This window comes from Microbacterium sp. AC145 (assembly GCF_979258505.1).
This window is the reverse complement of sequence record NZ_OZ409859.1, coordinates 825537-842982: the sequence shown is the minus strand read 5'-3', so window position 1 is coordinate 842982 and position 17446 is coordinate 825537. Positions and strand designations below refer to the sequence as shown.

The following is a 17446-nucleotide window of genomic DNA, read 5'->3' as shown; positions in this document are numbered from 1 at the left end:
CACCCCACTGCTATACATGGAGGTGCGGATCCACGCCCCAGCGTGGACGACGACTCCGAGGGGGATGCGATGACCACGCCTGCAGGTTGGTACGACGATGGCTCCGGCCGGCAGCGCTGGTGGGATGGCGAGCAGTGGACGGAGCACTTCGCCCCGGATCTCGAGGCTCCCCACGACGCAGGAACGACGGAGTCGACGCAGAGCGATTCGTCGGACGCGCGAGGCGCCGCAGAGGCGGAGTCCGCCCATTCGGCGGCCGCGGCCGAGACTCGGGACTCGATCCAGTCCGTCGCCGCCGTCGAGGCTGGAGCGACGTGGGATGCGCCCAAGGCGACGGACACAGCCGGATCGGCGGGCGCTGCCGGATCAACGGACCCTGCCGGATCAACGGACCCTGCCGGATCAACGGATGCTGCCGCTGCGATGGGGACTCCCCCGTCGTCCGAGCCGGCCGCGTCATCCGAGCAGTCATCCCCCGACCGCGCTGCCGCTGCCGGATCAACAGAACCGTCTCCCGCTGGCGTCGGCCCCGCAGACGCGTCGTACGGCACCGGATCAGATACGCCGGCCCCGCTCGGCGACGTGCCGCCGTACGCGAACGCCGCCCCCGCTCCCGTCGCACCCGGCTATCCCGGTGTGGCACCGTCGTACCCGGGCGCAACCGCCGCCTATCCGGGAAGCGCGCAGAACTCGGCATACCCCGGGTCGCCCTATCCCGACGCGGCGCCCGGATACGGTGCGCCCGGTGGGTATCCGGCCGCCGCCCCTGCCGCTCCCGCCCGCCCCTCAGTGCTCGGGCTGATCGGCCTCGGCCTCGCTGTGGTCGGAACGCTGATCGCCTGCATCCCACTCAGCTGGATCGCTCTGATCGGGTGGCTCATGCTGATCGGCGGGTTCGTCACGTCAGTGATCTCACTCTTCCTCGCCGGGAGGAAATGGCCGGGCATCACGGGATTGATCGTCTCGATCGTCGGAGCCATCATCGCCGCGGTGCTCACCGTCATCGTGGGCATCTTCGCGACGATCGCCACAGTCTCGGAGGAGATCCGCGATCTTCCGACCGCACCTCCCTCCAGCGAGTCCGTCCCGTCTCCGACCACCGAACCCGAGGATGACACCACCGACGTCCAGGTCGAGGAGGGGACGATCGGCGACACCGTGACGCTGCGACTGCTCGGCGGAAGCGGCGAGGTGACCGTCACCGGAGCGACGTGGGCGGCCGACGACGGATCTGGCGTACCGTCCACCAACGGTGGATTCCTGACCGTCGACACGACGTGGACCGGAATCGAGGGCACGACTCCCGCGAACCCGTTCTTCACCTCCCTCGAAACTGCGGACGGCACCGAAGGGGAGCTCGATCTCTTCGCCGCGGGCTCTCCCAACGAGTTGCTCGAACCGGGGCAGACCGCGAGCGGTCCCATCACGTTCGACGTGGAGCAGAGCGAGTCGTACGTGTTCGTGGTCACCGACGAGGCCGCGCGCGAGATCGCACGGATCTCGGTCACCCCGACCGCCGGTTGAACCGGAGGATCGAGTGACCATCAGGGAACGGAGTCGATGATGACGACACCCGCAGGGTGGTACGACGACGGCTCAGGCCTGCTCCGGTGGTGGGACGGCACGAGCTGGACCGAGCACACGATGCAGACGCCGACACCGACACCGACACCGACGTCTCCATCTCCATCTCCGGACGCATCGAGTACGCTGCCGGATCCCACCGATCCGCCGTTCGAGCCGCCGTACGTCGCAGCGGACCAGGCCTCGTGGAGGGGAAACGCACCCACGGCGCACCAAGACACGTCACGACCGACGGCCGCCCCCGTTCCCGTGACAGCGCCGTTCTCCCCCCACGTGCAGGCGCAGATGAATCCGGCGACGCCGTTCGGCACATACGCCACCGCGCCCGCACCCGCCGCAGCGAAGCCCGGGCTCTCCGTCCTCGGCATCATCGGGCTCGCGGTGACGGCGGTGGGTGTCGTCCTGTCGTGCATCCCGGCGATCGCCGTCGTCGGCTGGATCCTTCTCGGCGTCGGAGTCGTGGCCTCCCTCGTGTCCATCTTCTTCCCTGGCGCGAAGTGGCCGGGGATCACCGGTATGGCGCTCGGCGCCCTCGGGGCAGTCCTCGCCCTCGCGGTATCACTGTTGACATCGGGCGCGACCGCCTCCGAGCCCGTCGATGACCCTGCCCCCGTCACGACCGAGACGCCGTCGGCATCCGAGGAGGCACCCTCCGACGAGCCCACGCGCGAGCCTTCACCTTCCGCCGTCGCGACGCCGCCCCCGGGCACGGAGACCGTCACCTTCGACGAACTCGAGGTCGGGCAGTGCATCCCATACGTGGAGTGGGGTGACGAGGTGTTCGAGCTCCCGATCGTGCCGTGCGACCAACCCCACACCGACGAGGTCTATTACATCTTCGACGCCGAAGACGGGGATTTCCCCGGCGACGACGCTCTGCAGTCTCTCGCGACCGAACGGTGCGATGCCGCGTTCGCTGACTACGTGGGCATCCCCTACAAGGACTCTGTTCTCGCCAACTACTGGTTCGTGCCGACCGAGATGTCGTGGAATCGCTTGAAAGACCGCACGATCCAGTGCATCGTCTACACCGACGAAGACGTCACGGAGTCATTCCGAGGCTCCGCGCGCTGAGAGCGGCGAGGCTCAGTCCTCTTCCTTGCGCTTGCGCCAGCGGATGCCCGCGGAGATGAAGCCGTCGAGATCGCCGTCGAAGACCGCTGCGGGGTTACCAGACTCGTGTCCGGTGCGCAGGTCCTTGACGAGCTGCTGACCGTAGAGGAAGTACGAGCGCATCTGGTCGCCCCAGCTCGCCGTGATGTTGCCGGCGAGCTCCTTCTTCTTCGCAGCCTCTTCTTCCTTCTGGAGCAGGAGGAGGCGGGTCTGCAGCACGCGCATCGCCGCAGCGCGGTTCTGGATCTGCGACTTCTCGTTCTGCATAGAGACGACGATGCCGGTCGGAAGGTGCGTGAGGCGCACGGCGGAGTCTGTCGTGTTGACCGACTGGCCACCGGGTCCCGACGAGCGGAACACGTCGACGCGGATGTCGTTCTCGGGGATGTCGACCTCGGTCGCCTCTTCCATGAGAGGGATCACCTCGACCGCCGCGAACGACGTCTGCCGCTTGTCGGCAGAACCGAACGGGCTGATGCGGGCCAGACGGTGGGTTCCGGCCTCGACCGACACCGTCCCGAAGGCGTAGGGCGCGTCGATCTCGAACGTGGCCGACTTGATGCCGGCGCCCTCGGCGTACGAGGTGTCGAGAACCTTGACCGGATACTTGTGACGCTCGGCCCACCGCAGGTACATGCGCATGAGCATCTCGGCGAAGTCGGTGGCGTCGTCGCCACCGGCTCCCGAGCGGATCGTGATGATGGCGGAGCGCTCGTCGTACTCGCCGTCCATCAGCGTCTGAACCTCGAGCTGGTTGATGATCTCGGTGAGAGAGTTGAGCTCGGCACGCGCCTCGACGGCGGAGTCCTCGTCGCCCATCTCGTTCGCCAACTCGATGAGGACCTCGAGGTCATCGAGCCGTCGGCCGATGCCTTCGACCCTGGCGAGCGCGGACTGGCGGTGGCTCAGCGCACTGGTCACCTTCTGAGCGCGTTCGGGGTCGTCCCAGAGGTCCGGCACGCCGGCTTCCTCACTGAGGCGCGCGATGTCGGAGCGGAGGGTCTCGACATCGATGACCTCGCGGATGTCACCGTAGGTGAGTCGCAGGGCCTGGATGTCGGCGGAGAGATCGAGTTCGAGCATGTCGCGTCCAGCCTAACGTGCCGCCTGTGCGGGCGGGGACGGGTTCGAACGGGAGTAGCGTGAAACGGTGAGCAGTGCATCCACGGTCCTGAGACGATTCGGGCCGATGGTGTACCTCCCCACCGTCCTCTTCTCGCTCGGCGAGGGCGCGGTCATCCCGCTGATCCCCGTGATCGCGTCCGAGATGGGCGCCGACGTCGCCTTCGCAGCGCTCGTGGCCTCAGCCCTCGTGGTCGGTCAGCTGTGCGGCAACGTCCCTGCCGGGTGGGCGGTCTCGCGCATCGGCGAACGCTTCACCATGGTCATCGCCGGCACCATCGCGATCGGGGCCGGCATCGGCATGGTGTTCGCTCCGTCGCTCGCGATTCTCGCGGCATCCGTCTTCCTCCTGGGCTTCTGCGCGGCGGCCTTCGGGCTCGCCCGCCATGCGTTCATGACCACGAGGGTTCCTCTCGCCTTCCGCGCCCGTGCGCTCTCGCTGCTGGGCGGGAGTTTCCGGCTCGGAGTCTTCATCGGCCCGTTCGTCGCTGCAGGGCTCCTGCAGTTGTTCGGGTCGGAGATCGCCGCTATCTGGTTCTTCCTCGGCTGTCTCGTCGCGATGGTGCTGCTGGTGCTGTTCGGCCCGGACCCCGAGAAGACCGTTCCGAGAGCGACTCCGATTCGCACCGCTCAGCTGTCGGAGGACTCGGGCGAGGTCGTCACCGGATCGATCCCGGTGACGGGGCGGATCGGGGTCTTCCGCACGATGTGGTTGCAGCGAGGCGTTCTCGGACGGCTGGGGCTCGCCGCGGCGTCCCTCTCGGCGGTGCGCTCAGCGCGCCAGGTCGTCCTGCCGCTGTGGGGTCTCTCACTCGGTCTCGACTCCGCGACGATCGCCCTCGTGGTCGGTGTCTCGGGGGCCATCGACTTCGCGCTGTTCTACGCGAGCGGTCAGGTGATGGACCGGTTCGGCAGGCTGTGGGCGGCGATGCCGGCCATGCTGCTCATGGGCTCGGGGTTCCTCGCGCTCTCCTTCACCCACGATCTCGATTCCGCCGTGCTCTGGTTCGGCATGTTCGCGGCGCTGTTGGGGGTGGGCAACGGCCTGTCGAGCGGCATCCTGTTGACCCTCGGTGCAGACGTGGCCCCGAAGAAAGATCCGGCCGCGTTCCTCGGCTCGTGGCGAACGCTCACGGATGCCGGGGGCGCGATCGCGCCTCTGCTGGTGTCGGGGATCATCGCCATCGCGTCGCTGCCGCTCGCAGCGGCCGCGATGGGCGTGATCGGTCTCGTCGGAGCCGGTGGGTTCCTGCGATGGATCCCCCGGTTCGTCCCACGGACGAAGGAGGGAACGGAGTGACGGTACTCGGCGCTGACATCCGGAGCCTGGTGGTGGACTACACGCCGCGCTCCCCCCGAGAGAACGCGATGCTGTCGGACTTCTCCCGACATTTCTCGGACGATTCGGGTCCCACAAGCCGCAGCGACGGCCCCATCCACGCCACGGCGTCGGCGTTCGTCTTCGATCCGTCCCTGACGCAGATCGCGCTGGTGTTCCACGGCAAGGGGATGTTCTGGGTGCAGCCGGGGGGCCACCTCGAAGATGACACGTCGATCGTCGACGCAGCTCTGCGTGAACTCGAGGAGGAGACCGGACTCGAGGCGGAGCATCCGGGCCCATCGCTCGTGTACGACCTCGACCATCACGCGCTGTCTGCGGCATTCGGGCGCTGTGTCTCGCACCTCGATGTCGGCGTCGCCCTGATCGTGCCGGCGCACTCGCCACTCACCGTGAGCATCGAGTCGGCAGACGTGAGGTGGTGGCCCGTCGACGCGCTCCCTCCCGACGTCCCCGAGGGTTTCGAGGTGCGCGTTCGTTCCCTCCTCCTGCGCATGATCGCCTGATTCTCGGCAGATCACGGTGCGGGCCATCGACCCGGAGTGCCGTCAACGCACCGCTGTGCGGCTGGTACCCGTCGCCTCGAGCTCGACTCCGTCGGGAAGGAACAGCGAGAGCAGCGGCGGATGCCACGGTGCTGCGATCGTCACCCGCGCGGACACCCCCTCCGGCGCGGTGGCGGACACGATCCGCACCGTCTCGGAGGTGAGCGCGATCATCTCCGCCGCCTGCTCCTGGACCTGCACGTCCGTGAGCTCGGCGAGCGTCTCGCCGCCTTCGACGGTGAGAGTGAATCCGTGCGCTCCGGCGAGCGCCGCCGCATCAGCGAGCGAATCGAGGCGTTTCTGCGCGATGTAGAGGTCCGTGGCGCATACGCAGACGAAGATGAGCGCGAGCGCGAGCATCGCGTAGCCGAGCGTGAGCAGCAGCACACTGCCTTCGTCATCTCGTCGCATGCTGTCGTTCACCCGGTGCCCCAAGTGCGCGAGACCTTCTGCGCAGTCGCCCCGTGAACGGTGATCGTTGCGGCGTCCTGCAGACCGAACACCGCGGGGATCAGCGGCAGCGACACGCGCGCGGTGATCGTGAGCGAAACCGTCGCTCCCGCCCGGGGGCACTCTCCCTCCACCCCGGGACACACCATCGACACCTCGAGAGTCTCGTCGTCGATCCCGTACTGTTCGACCACACTCGCCAGCACCTGCTCGCCGCGAGCAGCGGCTGTCGCTGCATCCGGTGCGAGGGTGATCGCACGCACCGTATGACGAGCGGCTGCCTCGACACCGAGCGTCTGCTCCTGGATGGCGCCGAGTGCGATGATCAGGTAGACCAGCGGCACGAGCAGGATCACCCCCACTGCGATGAACTCGAGCGCGGCCGAACCCTCGTCATCCATCACCGAACGTCTCCTCCGGTGCGGCCGCCTCGGTCGTCAGCGCACGAGGCACACCCAGCAGTCCGATCACAGGGAGAGTGGCGGTGACGACGACCTTCACCGTCGGCTGCCCGAGAACCGAGTTCTGCTCGATCGTGATGTCATCCGCGTAGCCCGCGCCGACCGCCCGCGTGATCACCTCACGAGCGCGGTCTGCTCCCTCGGCGAGGGTCGTGTCCGCAAGAGCTGCGAAGTGGGCGCCCTCGACTGCAGCATCGTGCACGACGTTGCGGACGTAGATCGCGAGCGCGAGCTGCATCACGGCGAGCGTCAGCACGGTGAGGAGCGTACCCACCAGCACGAACTCGACCGGGCTGGAACCCCGGTCGTCAGTGATGCCCCATCGCGCACATCGGCCGGTCTCTGCACCGCGTGCCACGCCGGTCACGGATCAGATCCCTGACACGCGCGCGATGGCCTGCTCGAAGAGTTGGCTCAGCGCCGGCCCGGCGACCGCCCAGATCAGCACCACGAGGCCCGCGGTCATGAGTGTGACCAGCACCCAGCCCGGCACGTCGCCGGCGTCATCATCAGCGAGTTCGCGCACCCAGGCGGTCGCGGCACCCCAGCGACGTCGCAGCGGGTTCCGGTGTCGCCACGGGTTCCGGGGTCGGGGAAGGGTCATTGTCGTCGTCCTTTCGTTGAGCGCTCAGCCGATGCCGAGTCGCAGGATGAACAGCCCGGGATAGATGGCGAAGAGAACCGAGAGCGGGAGGATGAGGAACACGAGGGGCAGAAGCATCAGGATCTCCTTGCGACCGGCCTGCTCGATCAGCACCCGCTTCGCATCTTCACGGGCGTCACCGGCCTGTGCATGCAGGACCGCGGCGAGGGGCGCACCGTGTTCGAGTGCGGCGATCACCTGGTCGACAGCTCGCGTGAGGCCGGGCAGCTGCAGTCGCGCGGCAAGCTCGGCGAGGGCATCGGCGACCGATGACCCGGTTCCCACGGCCACGACGACCGTGCGCAGCTCGATGGTGAGCGCGCCGGATCCGACCAGGGCGACGCGTCGGAGCGAGTCGAGGAATCCTTCGCCCGCCGACAGGCAGAGCGCGAGGAACTCGAGTGTCGTGGGCAACTCGTCCGTGAGCCGCGCCCGATGCACGCCCACGCGCACGCCGAGCTGCATCTCGTAGGCGACCGCGCACCCCGCACCCACCACCAGCGGAAGCAGTGAGACGAGAGCTGTCATCCGACCGAGGAGCACCAGGACGATGACGGCGACCGCCCCTGCTCCGATGCCGAGCACCATCCAGCCCAACTGGCGGCCGCGGAAGGTCGCGGCGCTCATGTCGATACCCGCCTGCGCGAGCCTGCGCTGCAGGGCGTCTCGGCCGCCGAGTGCTCGTTCGAAGACCGTCCGGAGCCGGTTCCATGGCGATCTCCCTCCCGCGGGGAGCATGCGCAGCACGGGCAAGGCGCTCTGTGGCAGGTCGTCGTCGGAGACGACGTCGCGCACGTACGGACCGATCCGCTGAACGAGTGGCGCCGCGGCCCAGCGCGGAAGCGCAGTGACCATGCAGAGCATTCCCCCGGCCAGGACTCCGCCGATGAGCACCGAGAAGGAGAACAACGAGAATCCGCTCATCCGAACCACCGCCCGGGTTCGGGCAGGCGCCCGATGCGGATCATGATGCGATAGGCGACGACCGACACGAAGGCCCCGACGCAGATGACGACCATGCCTTCCGGCGTGCCATAGGCGTCGGCGCCTTCGGGCCTCATCACGAGCAGGCCCAGGATCGCCCAGGGGGCGATCGCACCGAGCACTGCAGCGCCGCGGATCCACGACTGTCGGGCTTCGACCTCCCCTCGAAGCGCCGCATCGGCGCGCACCGAGGCCGAGAGCGCGCGCAGAACGCCGCTGAGCTCGGTGCCTCCGACCTGTCTTGCCATCCGCAGCGTCTCGATGATCCGATCGGCGATCGGGTCTGCCAAGGCGCTCTTCAGGCGATCGAGGCTCGACTCGAATCGCCCTGTGGCCCGAAGGTCCCGGGCGAATGCGATGAAGGCCGGACGCATCATCGCCGGAGCCGATTCAGACAGGCTCGCCACCGCATCGGGCAGCGACAGCCCGACGCGGATCGAGGCGATCAGAAGGTCGCACACATCAGGCCAGACTTGACGACGCGTCTTGCGCAGACGCAGCCGACGTGCGCGGAGCAGGGGCACCGGCGCACTCCCCGCGGCGATCGTCGCGAGCACGGCGAGCGCGGGGATCGATGTCAGCAGCCACACCGCAGCCCCCGAGCACAGGGCCGCTGCGAGCATCACGATGACGAGCGATCGGGGACGTGTCGCGCCGAGCCCTGCCTCTTCGAGTGTGCGCGAGAGAAGACCTCGCCGAGGCTCTGGGGGCGACGCCGAGCGCGGTGGCCACAGCCACGGTGAGACGGAGAGCAGCAACCCGGCGGCGAGCATCGCTCCCAACAGCACGGTCATGCGCGAGCACCGTCCCGCCGCCAATCGGACCCGTGCCCTTCGGAGTGCCCCTCGTGCACGTAGATCGACCGCGTGACGATGCGCCCGTCAACGACAGCACCGGTCGGCGCGATCACCTCGGCGACTCTCCGCACGCCATCGGAGCCGCGCACGCAGTGCACGACCAGATCGACCGCCCCTGCCAACGCCGGCGCGACGAACGACCGGTCGATGTTGCGACCTGCCAGCAACGGCAGCAGTGTGAGCTTGTCGAGTGCCTCATCGGCCGAGTTCGCGTGTACCGTCGCTGCTCCCGGCACGCCCGTATTGAGAGCCAGCACGAGATCGAGCGCCTCGGCATCGCGGACCTCCCCCACGACCAGCCGATCCGGCCTCATGCGAAGCGCCTCCTTCACGAGCCTGCGGAGCGTGATCTCGCCCGTGCCCTCGAGACTCGCCTGGCGGCCCTGCAACGAGACGACGTCGGGACCATCGATGGCGAGTTCGAGGGTCTCTTCGACACTGATGATGCGCTGGACGTCCGAGCATGAGGCGAGCAGCGCCCCGAGAAACGTGGTCTTGCCCGCGTGGGTCGCGCCGGACACGATCACGCTCCGCCCGTCGCGCATCGCGCTGCGCAGCATCTCGGCGACGGTGAGCGGCAGCATCCCGGCTCGGATCAGCGCGTCGAGGGACCGGAATCGTGGCAAGAACTTGCGGATGTTGACCGCCCACGAGCCCCGCACCACGTCGGCGATAGCCACGTGTAGTCGCGAGCCGTCCGGCAGCGAAGCATCGACGAACGGCTGGCTGATGTCCACCCGGCGCCCCGTCGACTGGAGCATCCTTTCCACGAGGTCTCGAAGCATCGCATCGGTGAGCCGTAGATCCAGTCGACTGGCGATCCCTTCGCGTGCGATGTGGATGCTCTCGGGGCCGTTGAGCCAGATCTCCTCGATCTCGGGGTCATCCAGCAACGGCTGCAGGGCGCCGAATCCGCTGACGGCCGCGAGCACATCGCGAACGCACGCGGCCTCGTCATCGATCATCGCCTCGCCGCGCGCGAGCGCCACGTCGTTGAACCGCCGCACCTCGGCGAGCGCGAGCCCCCTCGCGGCCTCGGTGTCGAGCGTCGGATCCGTGCCCTCGCTGCGCAGACGCTGCCGCACGCGTTCGGAGACGAGTACGGCGGGGAGGATCACCCGAGCATCCTCGCAACAATCGTCGACCGGTCGCCGGAGTTATCCACAGACCACGATCGCCTCTGCGGGCGGATCCCCAGCAACGCGCGATCGCCCGGTCAGTAGACTGATTTCACCGCGCGGGAGTGGTGGAATTGGCAGACACGCAGGATTTAGGTTCCTGTGCCCCAGGGCGTGTGGGTTCAAGTCCCACCTTCCGCACCGATCAGTCGCATATCCGCGACCGATGTCTGTACCGCCGCACAGCTCACTACGACGGGAATCCCATGCACCACGCCGCGCTCATCCCCTGGCTCGACCCCGCCACGATCATCGGCTCGGCCGGCCCCTGGGCGCTGCTCGTGGTGTGCTTCATCGTCTTCGCCGAGACCGGCCTGCTGGTCGGGTTCCTGCTCCCCGGCGACACGCTGCTCGTGATCTCCGGGCTCCTCTCGCACCCGATCGCCGGTTCCGAGCACGGCGTCTTCGGCATCAACGTGTGGATCGTCGCCCTACTCATCGGGTTGTCCGCCTTCGTCGGCGGTGAAGTCGGTTATCTGATCGGCCACAAGGGTGGGCCGGCAGTCTTCGAACGCAAAGAATCGGGCCTCTTCAGCAAGAAGAACGTCGAGCGCACCAACGCGTTCTTCGAGCGTTTCGGCGGCATCACCGTCATCCTCGCCCGCTTCGTGCCGATCGTCCGCACTTTCGCCCCGGTCGCCGCCGGAGTCGGCCACATGCCGTGGCGCCGCTACACGCTCTACAACCTGATCGGCGCCATCCTCTGGGGCTTCGGCCTCACGATGTTCGGCTACGCGATCGGGTTCATCCCGCCGGTGGCGCATTTCGTCGAGAGCTACATCGACCTGATCCTGCTCGCCGCCGTCGGCGGCACGGCCCTCGTCACCCTCTGGCACTACCTCTCCGAGCGCCACAAGGCGAAGAAGGAGGCCGCGGCGGGCGAGGGCGAGACGGATGCCGCCGAAGCGGAGGCGCTCGCTCTCGACCCCGAGGTGTTCGACCGCGCTCCTGATCTCGACGGTGACGGCAAGCACTGACCTCGAACGAGTGAGAAGGGCGGGCTGAGTTCTCAGCCCGCTTTCTTCTTGCTCGGGCTCTTCTTCGTGCTCGCCTTGCTGTCTGAAGACTCCGAACGCGCGGCCTTGGTGCGAGCGACGCTGGCTCGCAGCGCCTCCATCAGATCGATGACCTCGCCGCTCTTGGCATCGTCCTCCGTCTCACCGAACGTCTCCGAGACGTCGAATGTGTCACCCGCCTCGATCTTGGCGTCGATCAGGGTGCGCAGCTCCTTCTGGTACTCGTCGACGAACGATTCCGGATCGAAGTCGGCCGAGTAGCTGTCGACGAGGGACGCCGAGAGCTCGAGCTCCTTCTTCGAGATCCGCACGTCCTCATCCAGAGCGGGGAACGCGGCCTCGCGCACCTCATCGGCCCACAGCAGCGTCTGCAGCACCAGCACCTTGCCCCGCACTCTGAGCGCGGCGAGACGGGTCTTCTGACGCAGGGTGAACCGCACGATCGCCGTGCGATCGGTCTGCTCGAGCGTCTTGCGCAGCAGCACGTAGGCCTTGGGCGATTTCGAATCGGGCTCGAGGTAGTACGGCTTGTCGAGAGTGAGCAGATCGACCTGATCCGACGGCACGAACTCGACGACGTCGATCTCGCGACTCTTCTCCGCCGGCAGCGCCGCCAGGTCGTCCTTGGTGAGCACCACCGTCTGGCCCTCCTCGACATAGGCGCGATCGATGTCGGCGTACGCCACGGTCTCTCCGCACACCTCGCAGGTGCGCTGATACCGGATGCGACCGCCGTCCTTCTCGTGCACCTGATGCAGTGGCACGTCGTGGTCCTCGGTCGCGGAATACACCTTGACCGGCACGTTCACGAGGCCGAAGGTCAGCGCGCCCTTCCAGATCGTTCTCATGCCCCCAGTGAACACCAGGCGCCCCGGTCGCGGCCAGTACCTTGACTACGCTGGGCGTCATGGTGGCCGAGGCGCAGAACGTGCAGATCGACGGCCGCCGCCTGCGCATCACCAACCTCGACAAGGTCGTCTACCCCGAGACCGGCACGACCAAGGGCGAGATCATCGCCTACTACACGGCGATCGCGCCCCGCATCCTCCCCCTCCTCGACGGCCGCCCGGTCACACGCAAGCGCTGGGTCGAGGGGGTCGGAACCGCTGAGCATCCCGCCGACTCCTTCTTCACCAAGCAGCTCGAGCCCGGCGCGCCGAGCTGGATTCCGCGCCACGAGATCCGGCACTCCGACGGCCCGAAGGAGTACCCGCTCGTCGACGACGTGCCGACCCTCGTGTGGCTCGCCCAGGTCGCCGCGATCGAGCTGCACGTGCCGCAGTGGCGCTTCGCACCCGACGGCCTACCCGGGAACCCGGACCGGCTCGTGCTCGATCTGGACCCCGGCCCGGGCGTCCGTCTCCCCCAGTGCGCTGAGGTCGCGCGCATCGCCCGTAGCCTGCTCGCGGGCATCGGACTCGATCCGGTACCGGTTACGAGCGGCAGCAAGGGCATCCACCTGTACGCGGCTCTCCCCGGCCAGCAGACCAGTGACGAGATCTCGGCGGTGGTGAAGGAGGTCGCCCGCCTGATCGAGACCGAGCATCCCGATCTCGCCACCAGCACCATGTCGAAGGCTGCCCGGGGCGGCAAGGTCTTTCTCGACTGGAGCCAGAACAACGGCAAGAAGACGACCATCTCGCCGTACTCGATGCGTGGCCGGGCACAGCCCTGGGTGGCCGCACCCCGCTCCTGGGACGAGCTCGACGACCCCGACCTGGCGCAGCTCGACTTCGCGACCGTGCTGGAGCGCGCGGAATCGGGGATCGACCCCCTCGCATCGCTGCGCACAGAACGCCCCTCGCCGGTGCAGACCACGCGGCCTGCGGCATCCGATGAGGCGCACCCCGCGCGCCGCGCCGAATCGCGCGCGCACCGACGGCGGATCTCCGGTGCGGCGAGCGCACCGGCATCCGCCTCCCCGGCATCCGTCTCACCGATGCTCGCGGAGAACGGCACACCGGCGATCGCCCGCGGGCTCAGCTCGCCCTCCTGGGTCGAGGTGAAATGGGACGGAATCCGGGCGATCGGCACCTGGGCGGACGGACGCATGCTGCTGCATGCCCGCAGCGGCACGGACATCACCGCCCGCTACCCCGAGCTCACCGCCGACGGTGCTCCATTCCTCCCGGTCGGCGACGCGATCCTCGACGGCGAGATCGTCGCTTTCGACTCGCACAGCAGGCCGAGCTTCTCGCTGCTGCAGAACCGGATGCACCTCACGCGGCCCCGCGAGATCGAACGCGAGGTCGTGCGTACCCCGATCGTCTACATGGTCTTCGACCTGCTGCGCCTCGACGGACACGACCTCAGCACGATGCCGCTGTCGCAGCGGCGCACCCTGCTCGAAGATGTGGTCTCGGATCTGGACGCACCGATGCAGGTGCCTCCCGTGTTCGACGACGTGGATGCCGCGCTGGCTGCGAGCGATGAATTCGGACTCGAGGGCGTGGTCGTGAAAGACCCGTCGTCCGCCTATCGGGCGGGGCAGCGCTCCCCTGCCTGGCTCAAGCTCAAGCACACGAGGACGCAGGAGGTCGTGATCGTCGGCATCCGTCCAGGCAAAGGCGACCGCGAGGGCACGTTCGGATCCCTGCTGCTCGCAGTGCCGGAATCCGGCAAGCTGCGGTACGTGGGACGCGTCGGCACCGGCTTCACCGACCGGATGCTGCGCGATCTGCTCGCGCGCCTCGCACCGTTGCGCGTCGAATCCGCCCCGTTGGGCGGAGTTCCCGCTCTCGACGCCTCGGATGCACTCTGGGTGGAGCCGGATCTGGTCGGCGAGGTCGAGTTCGCGAACTGGACCCCCGACGGCATCCTCCGTCACTCCCGCTGGCGAGGCCTCCGGCCCGACAAGTCTCCGGATGAGGTCGTCGTCGAGAGTTGAACCGTCACGCGTGGTGAGGCTCGCAGTCCGACTGCTCGGCGGGCTCGATCTGGAAGGTCGAATGCTCCACGTCGAAGTGGTGCGCGAGACACGATTGAAGGTCATTGAGGAGCTTCGCGGATCGCCCGTCGGCGAGGAGCGCCGGTTCGACGCTGACGTGCGCACTGAACACCGGAGCACCGCGGGTCAGCTGCCACACGTGCACATCGTGCACTCCGACGACCCCGTCGTAGTCGAGCAGGTGCTGGCGGATGTCGCTGACCGCCGTGCCCGCCGGAGCCGATTCGGAGAGCACCGAGAACACTTCGCGCAGCAGAGCGATCGCGCGCGGGATGATCAGCACGGCGATCATGATCGACGCGAGCGCGTCTGCCGGCATCCATCCGGTCGTCACGATCACGATCGCGGCGATGATCACCATCGCCGAGCCGATCAGATCGCCCATCACTTCGAGGTACGCACCGCGGATGTTGATGCTGGTGCGCTGCGCCCGGCTCAGCAGCCACATCGAGATCGCGTTGGCCACGAGGCCCACGACCGCGACGATGAGCATCAGACCTCCGGCGACCTCGGTCTCGCCAGGGTCGATCAGCCGACCGACGGCCTCGATCCCGACCCAGCCGGCGAGCAGGATCAGGATGATCGCATTGACCAGTGCACCGAACACTTCCGCGCGCTGATATCCGAAGGTGCGACGATCGTCGGCCGGTCGTGCGGCGACCGCGGCCGCGATCAGAGCGATTACGAGCGCCGACGCATCGGTGAACATGTGTGCGGCATCCGCCAGGAGAGCGAGCGAGCCGGTGAGGATCGCGCCCACGACCTGGACGACCATGATGGTCGCGGTCAGGCTCAGCGAGATCGCCAGAAGACGGCGGTGGCTCGCTGAGCGGATGCCGCCGGCAGCGGGCGCGTGATCGTGCATGCCTCCAGGCTAGACCGGCCACCAGGTCGTCAGGCCGGTCTGCGCGCAGTCGGGAATGGTGATGATTCTCAGTTGTCAGAGACGCGCGAGCAGCGGCACCAGTTCTGCGAACGCACGGGCGCGGTGTGACTGCGACTGCTTCTCGTCAGCGGTGAAATCGCCGACCGTGCGCTCGGCGTCCACCGGCTGATCGTCCGGGATGAAGATCGGGTCGTAGCCGAATCCACCGCCCCCCGATGCCTCGAACGCGAGCCGACCTGGCCAGTTGCCCTCCACGACATGCTCCTCGCCCGAGGGTGTGACGAGCGCGATGGTGGAGGTGAAGTGCGCAGTGCGGTGGGGATCGGCGATGTCACGCAACTGATCGAGCAGCAGCGCGAGATTCGCCGCGGAGTCCTTCTGCTGACCTGCCCAGTATGCCGAGAAGACGCCTGGCGATCCGCCGAGCACGTCGACGCAGATGCCAGAGTCGTCGGCGAGCGCGGCGAGACCTGTGTGGGCCGAGGCCGCACGAGCCTTGAGGAGGGCGTTCTCCGCGAAAGTGATGCCGTCTTCGACCGGCTCCGGGCCGTCGTAGCCGACGACCTCGAGGTCGGGTCGTGTCGCCTGCACGATCTGCTGGAACTCCGACACCTTGTGCGGATTGTGAGTGGCGAGGACGACCTTCATCAGCCCGCGAGAGCCTTCAGCTGCTGGTCCTTGAGGTCGGCGCAGCCCGCGACGCCCAGGTCGAGCAGCGCGTCGAGCTCGCGCTTGTCGAACGGCGCTCCCTCGGCGGTGCCCTGCACCTCGACGAACAGTCCCCGACCGGTCACGACGATGTTCATATCTGTCTCGGCGCGGACGTCCTCGACATATGCGAGATCGAGCATGGGTTCGCCGTCGATGATTCCCACGGAGACCGCAGCGACGGAGTCGAGCAGCGGGGTCGAGTTCTTGCCGATGAACTTCTTCTCGCGGCCCCATTCGATCGCGTCGGCCAGTGCCACGTAGGCGCCGGTGATCGCGGCGGTACGCGTGCCTCCGTCGGCCTGGAGCACGTCGCAGTCGATCACGATCGTGTTCTCGCCCAGTGCCTTGGTGTCGACCACTGCGCGCAGTGCGCGGCCGATCAGCCGCGAGATCTCATGCGTACGCCCGCCGATGCGACCCTTCACACTCTCGCGGTCGTTGCGGCTGTTCGTCGCACGGGGAAGCATCGAGTACTCGGCAGTCACCCATCCCTTGCCCTTGCCCGTGAGCCAGCGCGGAACGCCGTTGGTGAAAGAGGCGGTGCAGAGCACCTTCGTGCCGCCGAAGCTGATCAGCGCGGATCCCTCGGCATGGCTGCTCCAGCCGCGCTCGATCGTGATCTCGCGGAGCTGGTCGGTACTGCGGCCGTCGGCGCGGACGATGCTGGTCATGGGGTTCCTTCATGTGAGGGGTGGAGCGCGGATGCCGCGGGGCGTACGACGCCGATGGGTGGTTGGGGAAGGGTGATGACACCGGTCTGCACGAGCTGCACGTCGCGCACCTCGCGTCCCATGAGGCGGTTGGCGAGGGCTGTGAACTCGGTGGTCGAGTCGCCCGTCGCCTCATAGACATACGACGCAGTGGCATCGGGCGATGCGATCAGGTCACCGCGCACGAGCTGACGGTAGACGTCCCCCGCTGTCTCGTCGTCACTGGAGACGAGCGTGACGCCCTCGCCCATGACGTAGCTGATCGCCCCGCGGAGGAACGGGTAATGCGTGCATCCGAGAACCAGCGTGTCGACGCCCGCATCGCGCAGCGGCGCCAGATACTCCTCGGCGGTGGCGAGCACCTCGGGGGTCCCGGTGATGCCGCCCTCGACGAACTCGACGAAACGCGGGCACGCCGCGGTGAAGACCTCGAGCCGCTCGTTCACCTCGAGCATGTCCTGATAGGCGCGGGAGCCGATGGTCCCGACTGTGCCTATCACGCCGACGCGGCCGTTGCGGGTCGTCGACACCGCCCGACGCACGGCCGGACCGATGACCTCGACCACGGGCACGTCATAGCGTTCCCGAGCGTCGCGCAGCATCGCGGCGGATGCGGTGTTGCAGGCGATCACGAGCATCTTGACGCCCTGATCGACGAGGGTGTCGAGAACCTCGAGACTGTATCGACGCACATCGGCGATCGGCTTCGGACCGTACGGCGAGTGCGCCGTGTCACCGATGTAGACGAACGATTCCCGGGGCAGCTGGGCTCGGATGGCTCTGGCCACCGTGAGTCCGCCGACACCGGAGTCGAAGATTCCGATCGGGGCGTCGTTCATGACTCACCAGCCTACCCGCGCGCATCCCCTGTCACGCTCAGCAACCCGAGCGGATGTCGTC

19 protein-coding genes and 1 tRNA gene are annotated in these 17446 nt (G+C 67.8%); 7 read left to right on the top strand and 13 right to left on the bottom strand.

The window, feature by feature from the left end:
- Positions 1–69 precede the first annotated feature (69 nt).
- On the top strand, positions 70–1524 hold the full coding sequence (locus ACZZZN_RS04095) for a DUF2510 domain-containing protein (protein WP_463503943.1): 1455 nt from the start codon (positions 70–72) through the stop codon (positions 1522–1524).
- A gap of 39 nt (positions 1525–1563) precedes the next feature.
- Entirely contained in the window at positions 1564–2658 is a 1095-nt protein-coding gene (locus tag ACZZZN_RS04090) for a DUF2510 domain-containing protein (protein ID WP_463503942.1), read from the top strand.
- Between the two features lie 12 nt (positions 2659–2670).
- On the opposite strand, the gene prfB is transcribed toward ACZZZN_RS04090, so the two are convergent.
- A complete protein-coding gene (gene prfB / locus ACZZZN_RS04085) occupies positions 2671–3780 on the bottom strand; it encodes a peptide chain release factor 2 (protein ID WP_463503941.1) in 1110 nt (369 codons plus the stop codon).
- 106 nt (positions 3781–3886) lie between these two features.
- On the opposite strand from prfB, the gene ACZZZN_RS04080 reads away from it, so the two are divergent.
- Positions 3887–5119, top strand: a complete 1233-nt coding sequence (locus ACZZZN_RS04080; RefSeq protein WP_463506543.1) for an MFS transporter — start codon at positions 3887–3889, stop codon at positions 5117–5119.
- On the top strand, positions 5116–5664 hold the full coding sequence (locus ACZZZN_RS04075) for an NUDIX hydrolase (protein WP_463503940.1): 549 nt from the start codon (positions 5116–5118) through the stop codon (positions 5662–5664). The genes ACZZZN_RS04080 and ACZZZN_RS04075 overlap by 4 nt, the downstream gene beginning before the upstream one ends.
- 42 nt (positions 5665–5706) lie before the next feature.
- Here ACZZZN_RS04075 and ACZZZN_RS04070 read toward each other — a convergent pair whose 3' ends face one another.
- Genes ACZZZN_RS04070 through ACZZZN_RS04040 form a run of 7 tightly spaced genes read right to left on the bottom strand, consistent with a single transcriptional unit; the run spans position 5707 to position 10216 of the window.
- Complete coding sequence (locus ACZZZN_RS04070; protein ID WP_463503939.1) at positions 5707–6114, bottom strand: hypothetical protein; 408 nt, start codon at positions 6112–6114, stop codon at positions 5707–5709.
- Between the two features lie 8 nt (positions 6115–6122).
- On the bottom strand, positions 6123–6554 hold the full coding sequence (locus tag ACZZZN_RS04065) for a TadE family protein (RefSeq protein WP_463503938.1): 432 nt from the start codon (positions 6552–6554) through the stop codon (positions 6123–6125).
- Positions 6547–6981, bottom strand: coding sequence for a TadE family protein (locus tag ACZZZN_RS04060; RefSeq protein ID WP_463503937.1), 435 nt, complete (start codon positions 6979–6981; stop codon positions 6547–6549). The genes ACZZZN_RS04065 and ACZZZN_RS04060 overlap by 8 nt, the downstream gene beginning before the upstream one ends.
- A gap of 3 nt (positions 6982–6984) precedes the next feature.
- A complete protein-coding gene (locus ACZZZN_RS04055) occupies positions 6985–7218 on the bottom strand; it encodes a hypothetical protein (protein WP_463503936.1) in 234 nt (77 codons plus the stop codon).
- 24 nt (positions 7219–7242) lie between these two features.
- The gene (locus ACZZZN_RS04050; protein WP_463503935.1) at positions 7243–8181 is read right to left on the bottom strand and encodes a type II secretion system F family protein; all 939 of its coding nucleotides are present in this window, start codon (positions 8179–8181) and stop codon (positions 7243–7245) included.
- Positions 8178–9035 carry a type II secretion system F family protein gene (locus ACZZZN_RS04045; RefSeq protein WP_463503934.1) on the bottom strand — a complete coding sequence of 286 codons (858 nt, stop codon included), beginning with the start codon at positions 9033–9035 and terminating at the stop codon, positions 8178–8180. Before ACZZZN_RS04045 ends, ACZZZN_RS04050 begins: the two co-directional genes overlap by 4 nt.
- Positions 9032–10216, bottom strand: coding sequence for a CpaF family protein (locus tag ACZZZN_RS04040; RefSeq protein ID WP_463503933.1), 1185 nt, complete (start codon positions 10214–10216; stop codon positions 9032–9034). The genes ACZZZN_RS04045 and ACZZZN_RS04040 overlap by 4 nt, the downstream gene beginning before the upstream one ends.
- Positions 10217–10335: 119 nt before the next feature.
- Here ACZZZN_RS04040 and ACZZZN_RS04035 point away from each other — a divergent pair.
- Both ACZZZN_RS04035 and ACZZZN_RS04030 read left to right on the top strand, forming a co-directional pair.
- A tRNA-Leu gene (locus ACZZZN_RS04035) sits at positions 10336–10417 on the top strand.
- Between the two features lie 65 nt (positions 10418–10482).
- The gene (locus ACZZZN_RS04030; protein ID WP_463503932.1) at positions 10483–11253 is read left to right on the top strand and encodes a DedA family protein; all 771 of its coding nucleotides are present in this window, start codon (positions 10483–10485) and stop codon (positions 11251–11253) included.
- Positions 11254–11285: 32 nt separating this feature from the next.
- On the opposite strand, the gene ku is transcribed toward ACZZZN_RS04030, so the two are convergent.
- Positions 11286–12140: a non-homologous end joining protein Ku gene (gene ku / locus ACZZZN_RS04025; RefSeq protein ID WP_463503931.1), complete on the bottom strand. Its 855-nt coding sequence runs from the start codon at positions 12138–12140 to the stop codon at positions 11286–11288.
- Between the two features lie 59 nt (positions 12141–12199).
- On the opposite strand from ku, the gene ligD reads away from it, so the two are divergent.
- Positions 12200–14179: a non-homologous end-joining DNA ligase gene (gene ligD / locus ACZZZN_RS04020; protein ID WP_463503930.1), complete on the top strand. Its 1980-nt coding sequence runs from the start codon at positions 12200–12202 to the stop codon at positions 14177–14179.
- A gap of 4 nt (positions 14180–14183) precedes the next feature.
- Here ligD and ACZZZN_RS04015 read toward each other — a convergent pair whose 3' ends face one another.
- From ACZZZN_RS04015 to murI, 4 genes are all read right to left on the bottom strand, one after another.
- Entirely contained in the window at positions 14184–15104 is a 921-nt protein-coding gene (locus ACZZZN_RS04015) for a cation diffusion facilitator family transporter (protein WP_463503929.1), read from the bottom strand.
- Positions 15105–15179: 75 nt separating this feature from the next.
- Positions 15180–15773 carry an RdgB/HAM1 family non-canonical purine NTP pyrophosphatase gene (rdgB, locus tag ACZZZN_RS04010; protein ID WP_463503928.1) on the bottom strand — a complete coding sequence of 198 codons (594 nt, stop codon included), beginning with the start codon at positions 15771–15773 and terminating at the stop codon, positions 15180–15182.
- Positions 15773–16507, bottom strand: a complete 735-nt coding sequence (gene rph, locus ACZZZN_RS04005) for a ribonuclease PH (protein WP_463503927.1) — start codon at positions 16505–16507, stop codon at positions 15773–15775. The genes rdgB and rph overlap by 1 nt, the downstream gene beginning before the upstream one ends.
- Positions 16504–17385 (bottom strand): glutamate racemase, encoded by an 882-nt coding sequence (gene murI, locus ACZZZN_RS04000; RefSeq protein WP_463503926.1) that lies wholly within the window; start codon positions 17383–17385, stop codon positions 16504–16506. Before murI ends, rph begins: the two co-directional genes overlap by 4 nt.
- Between the last annotated feature and the right edge of the window lie 61 nt (positions 17386–17446).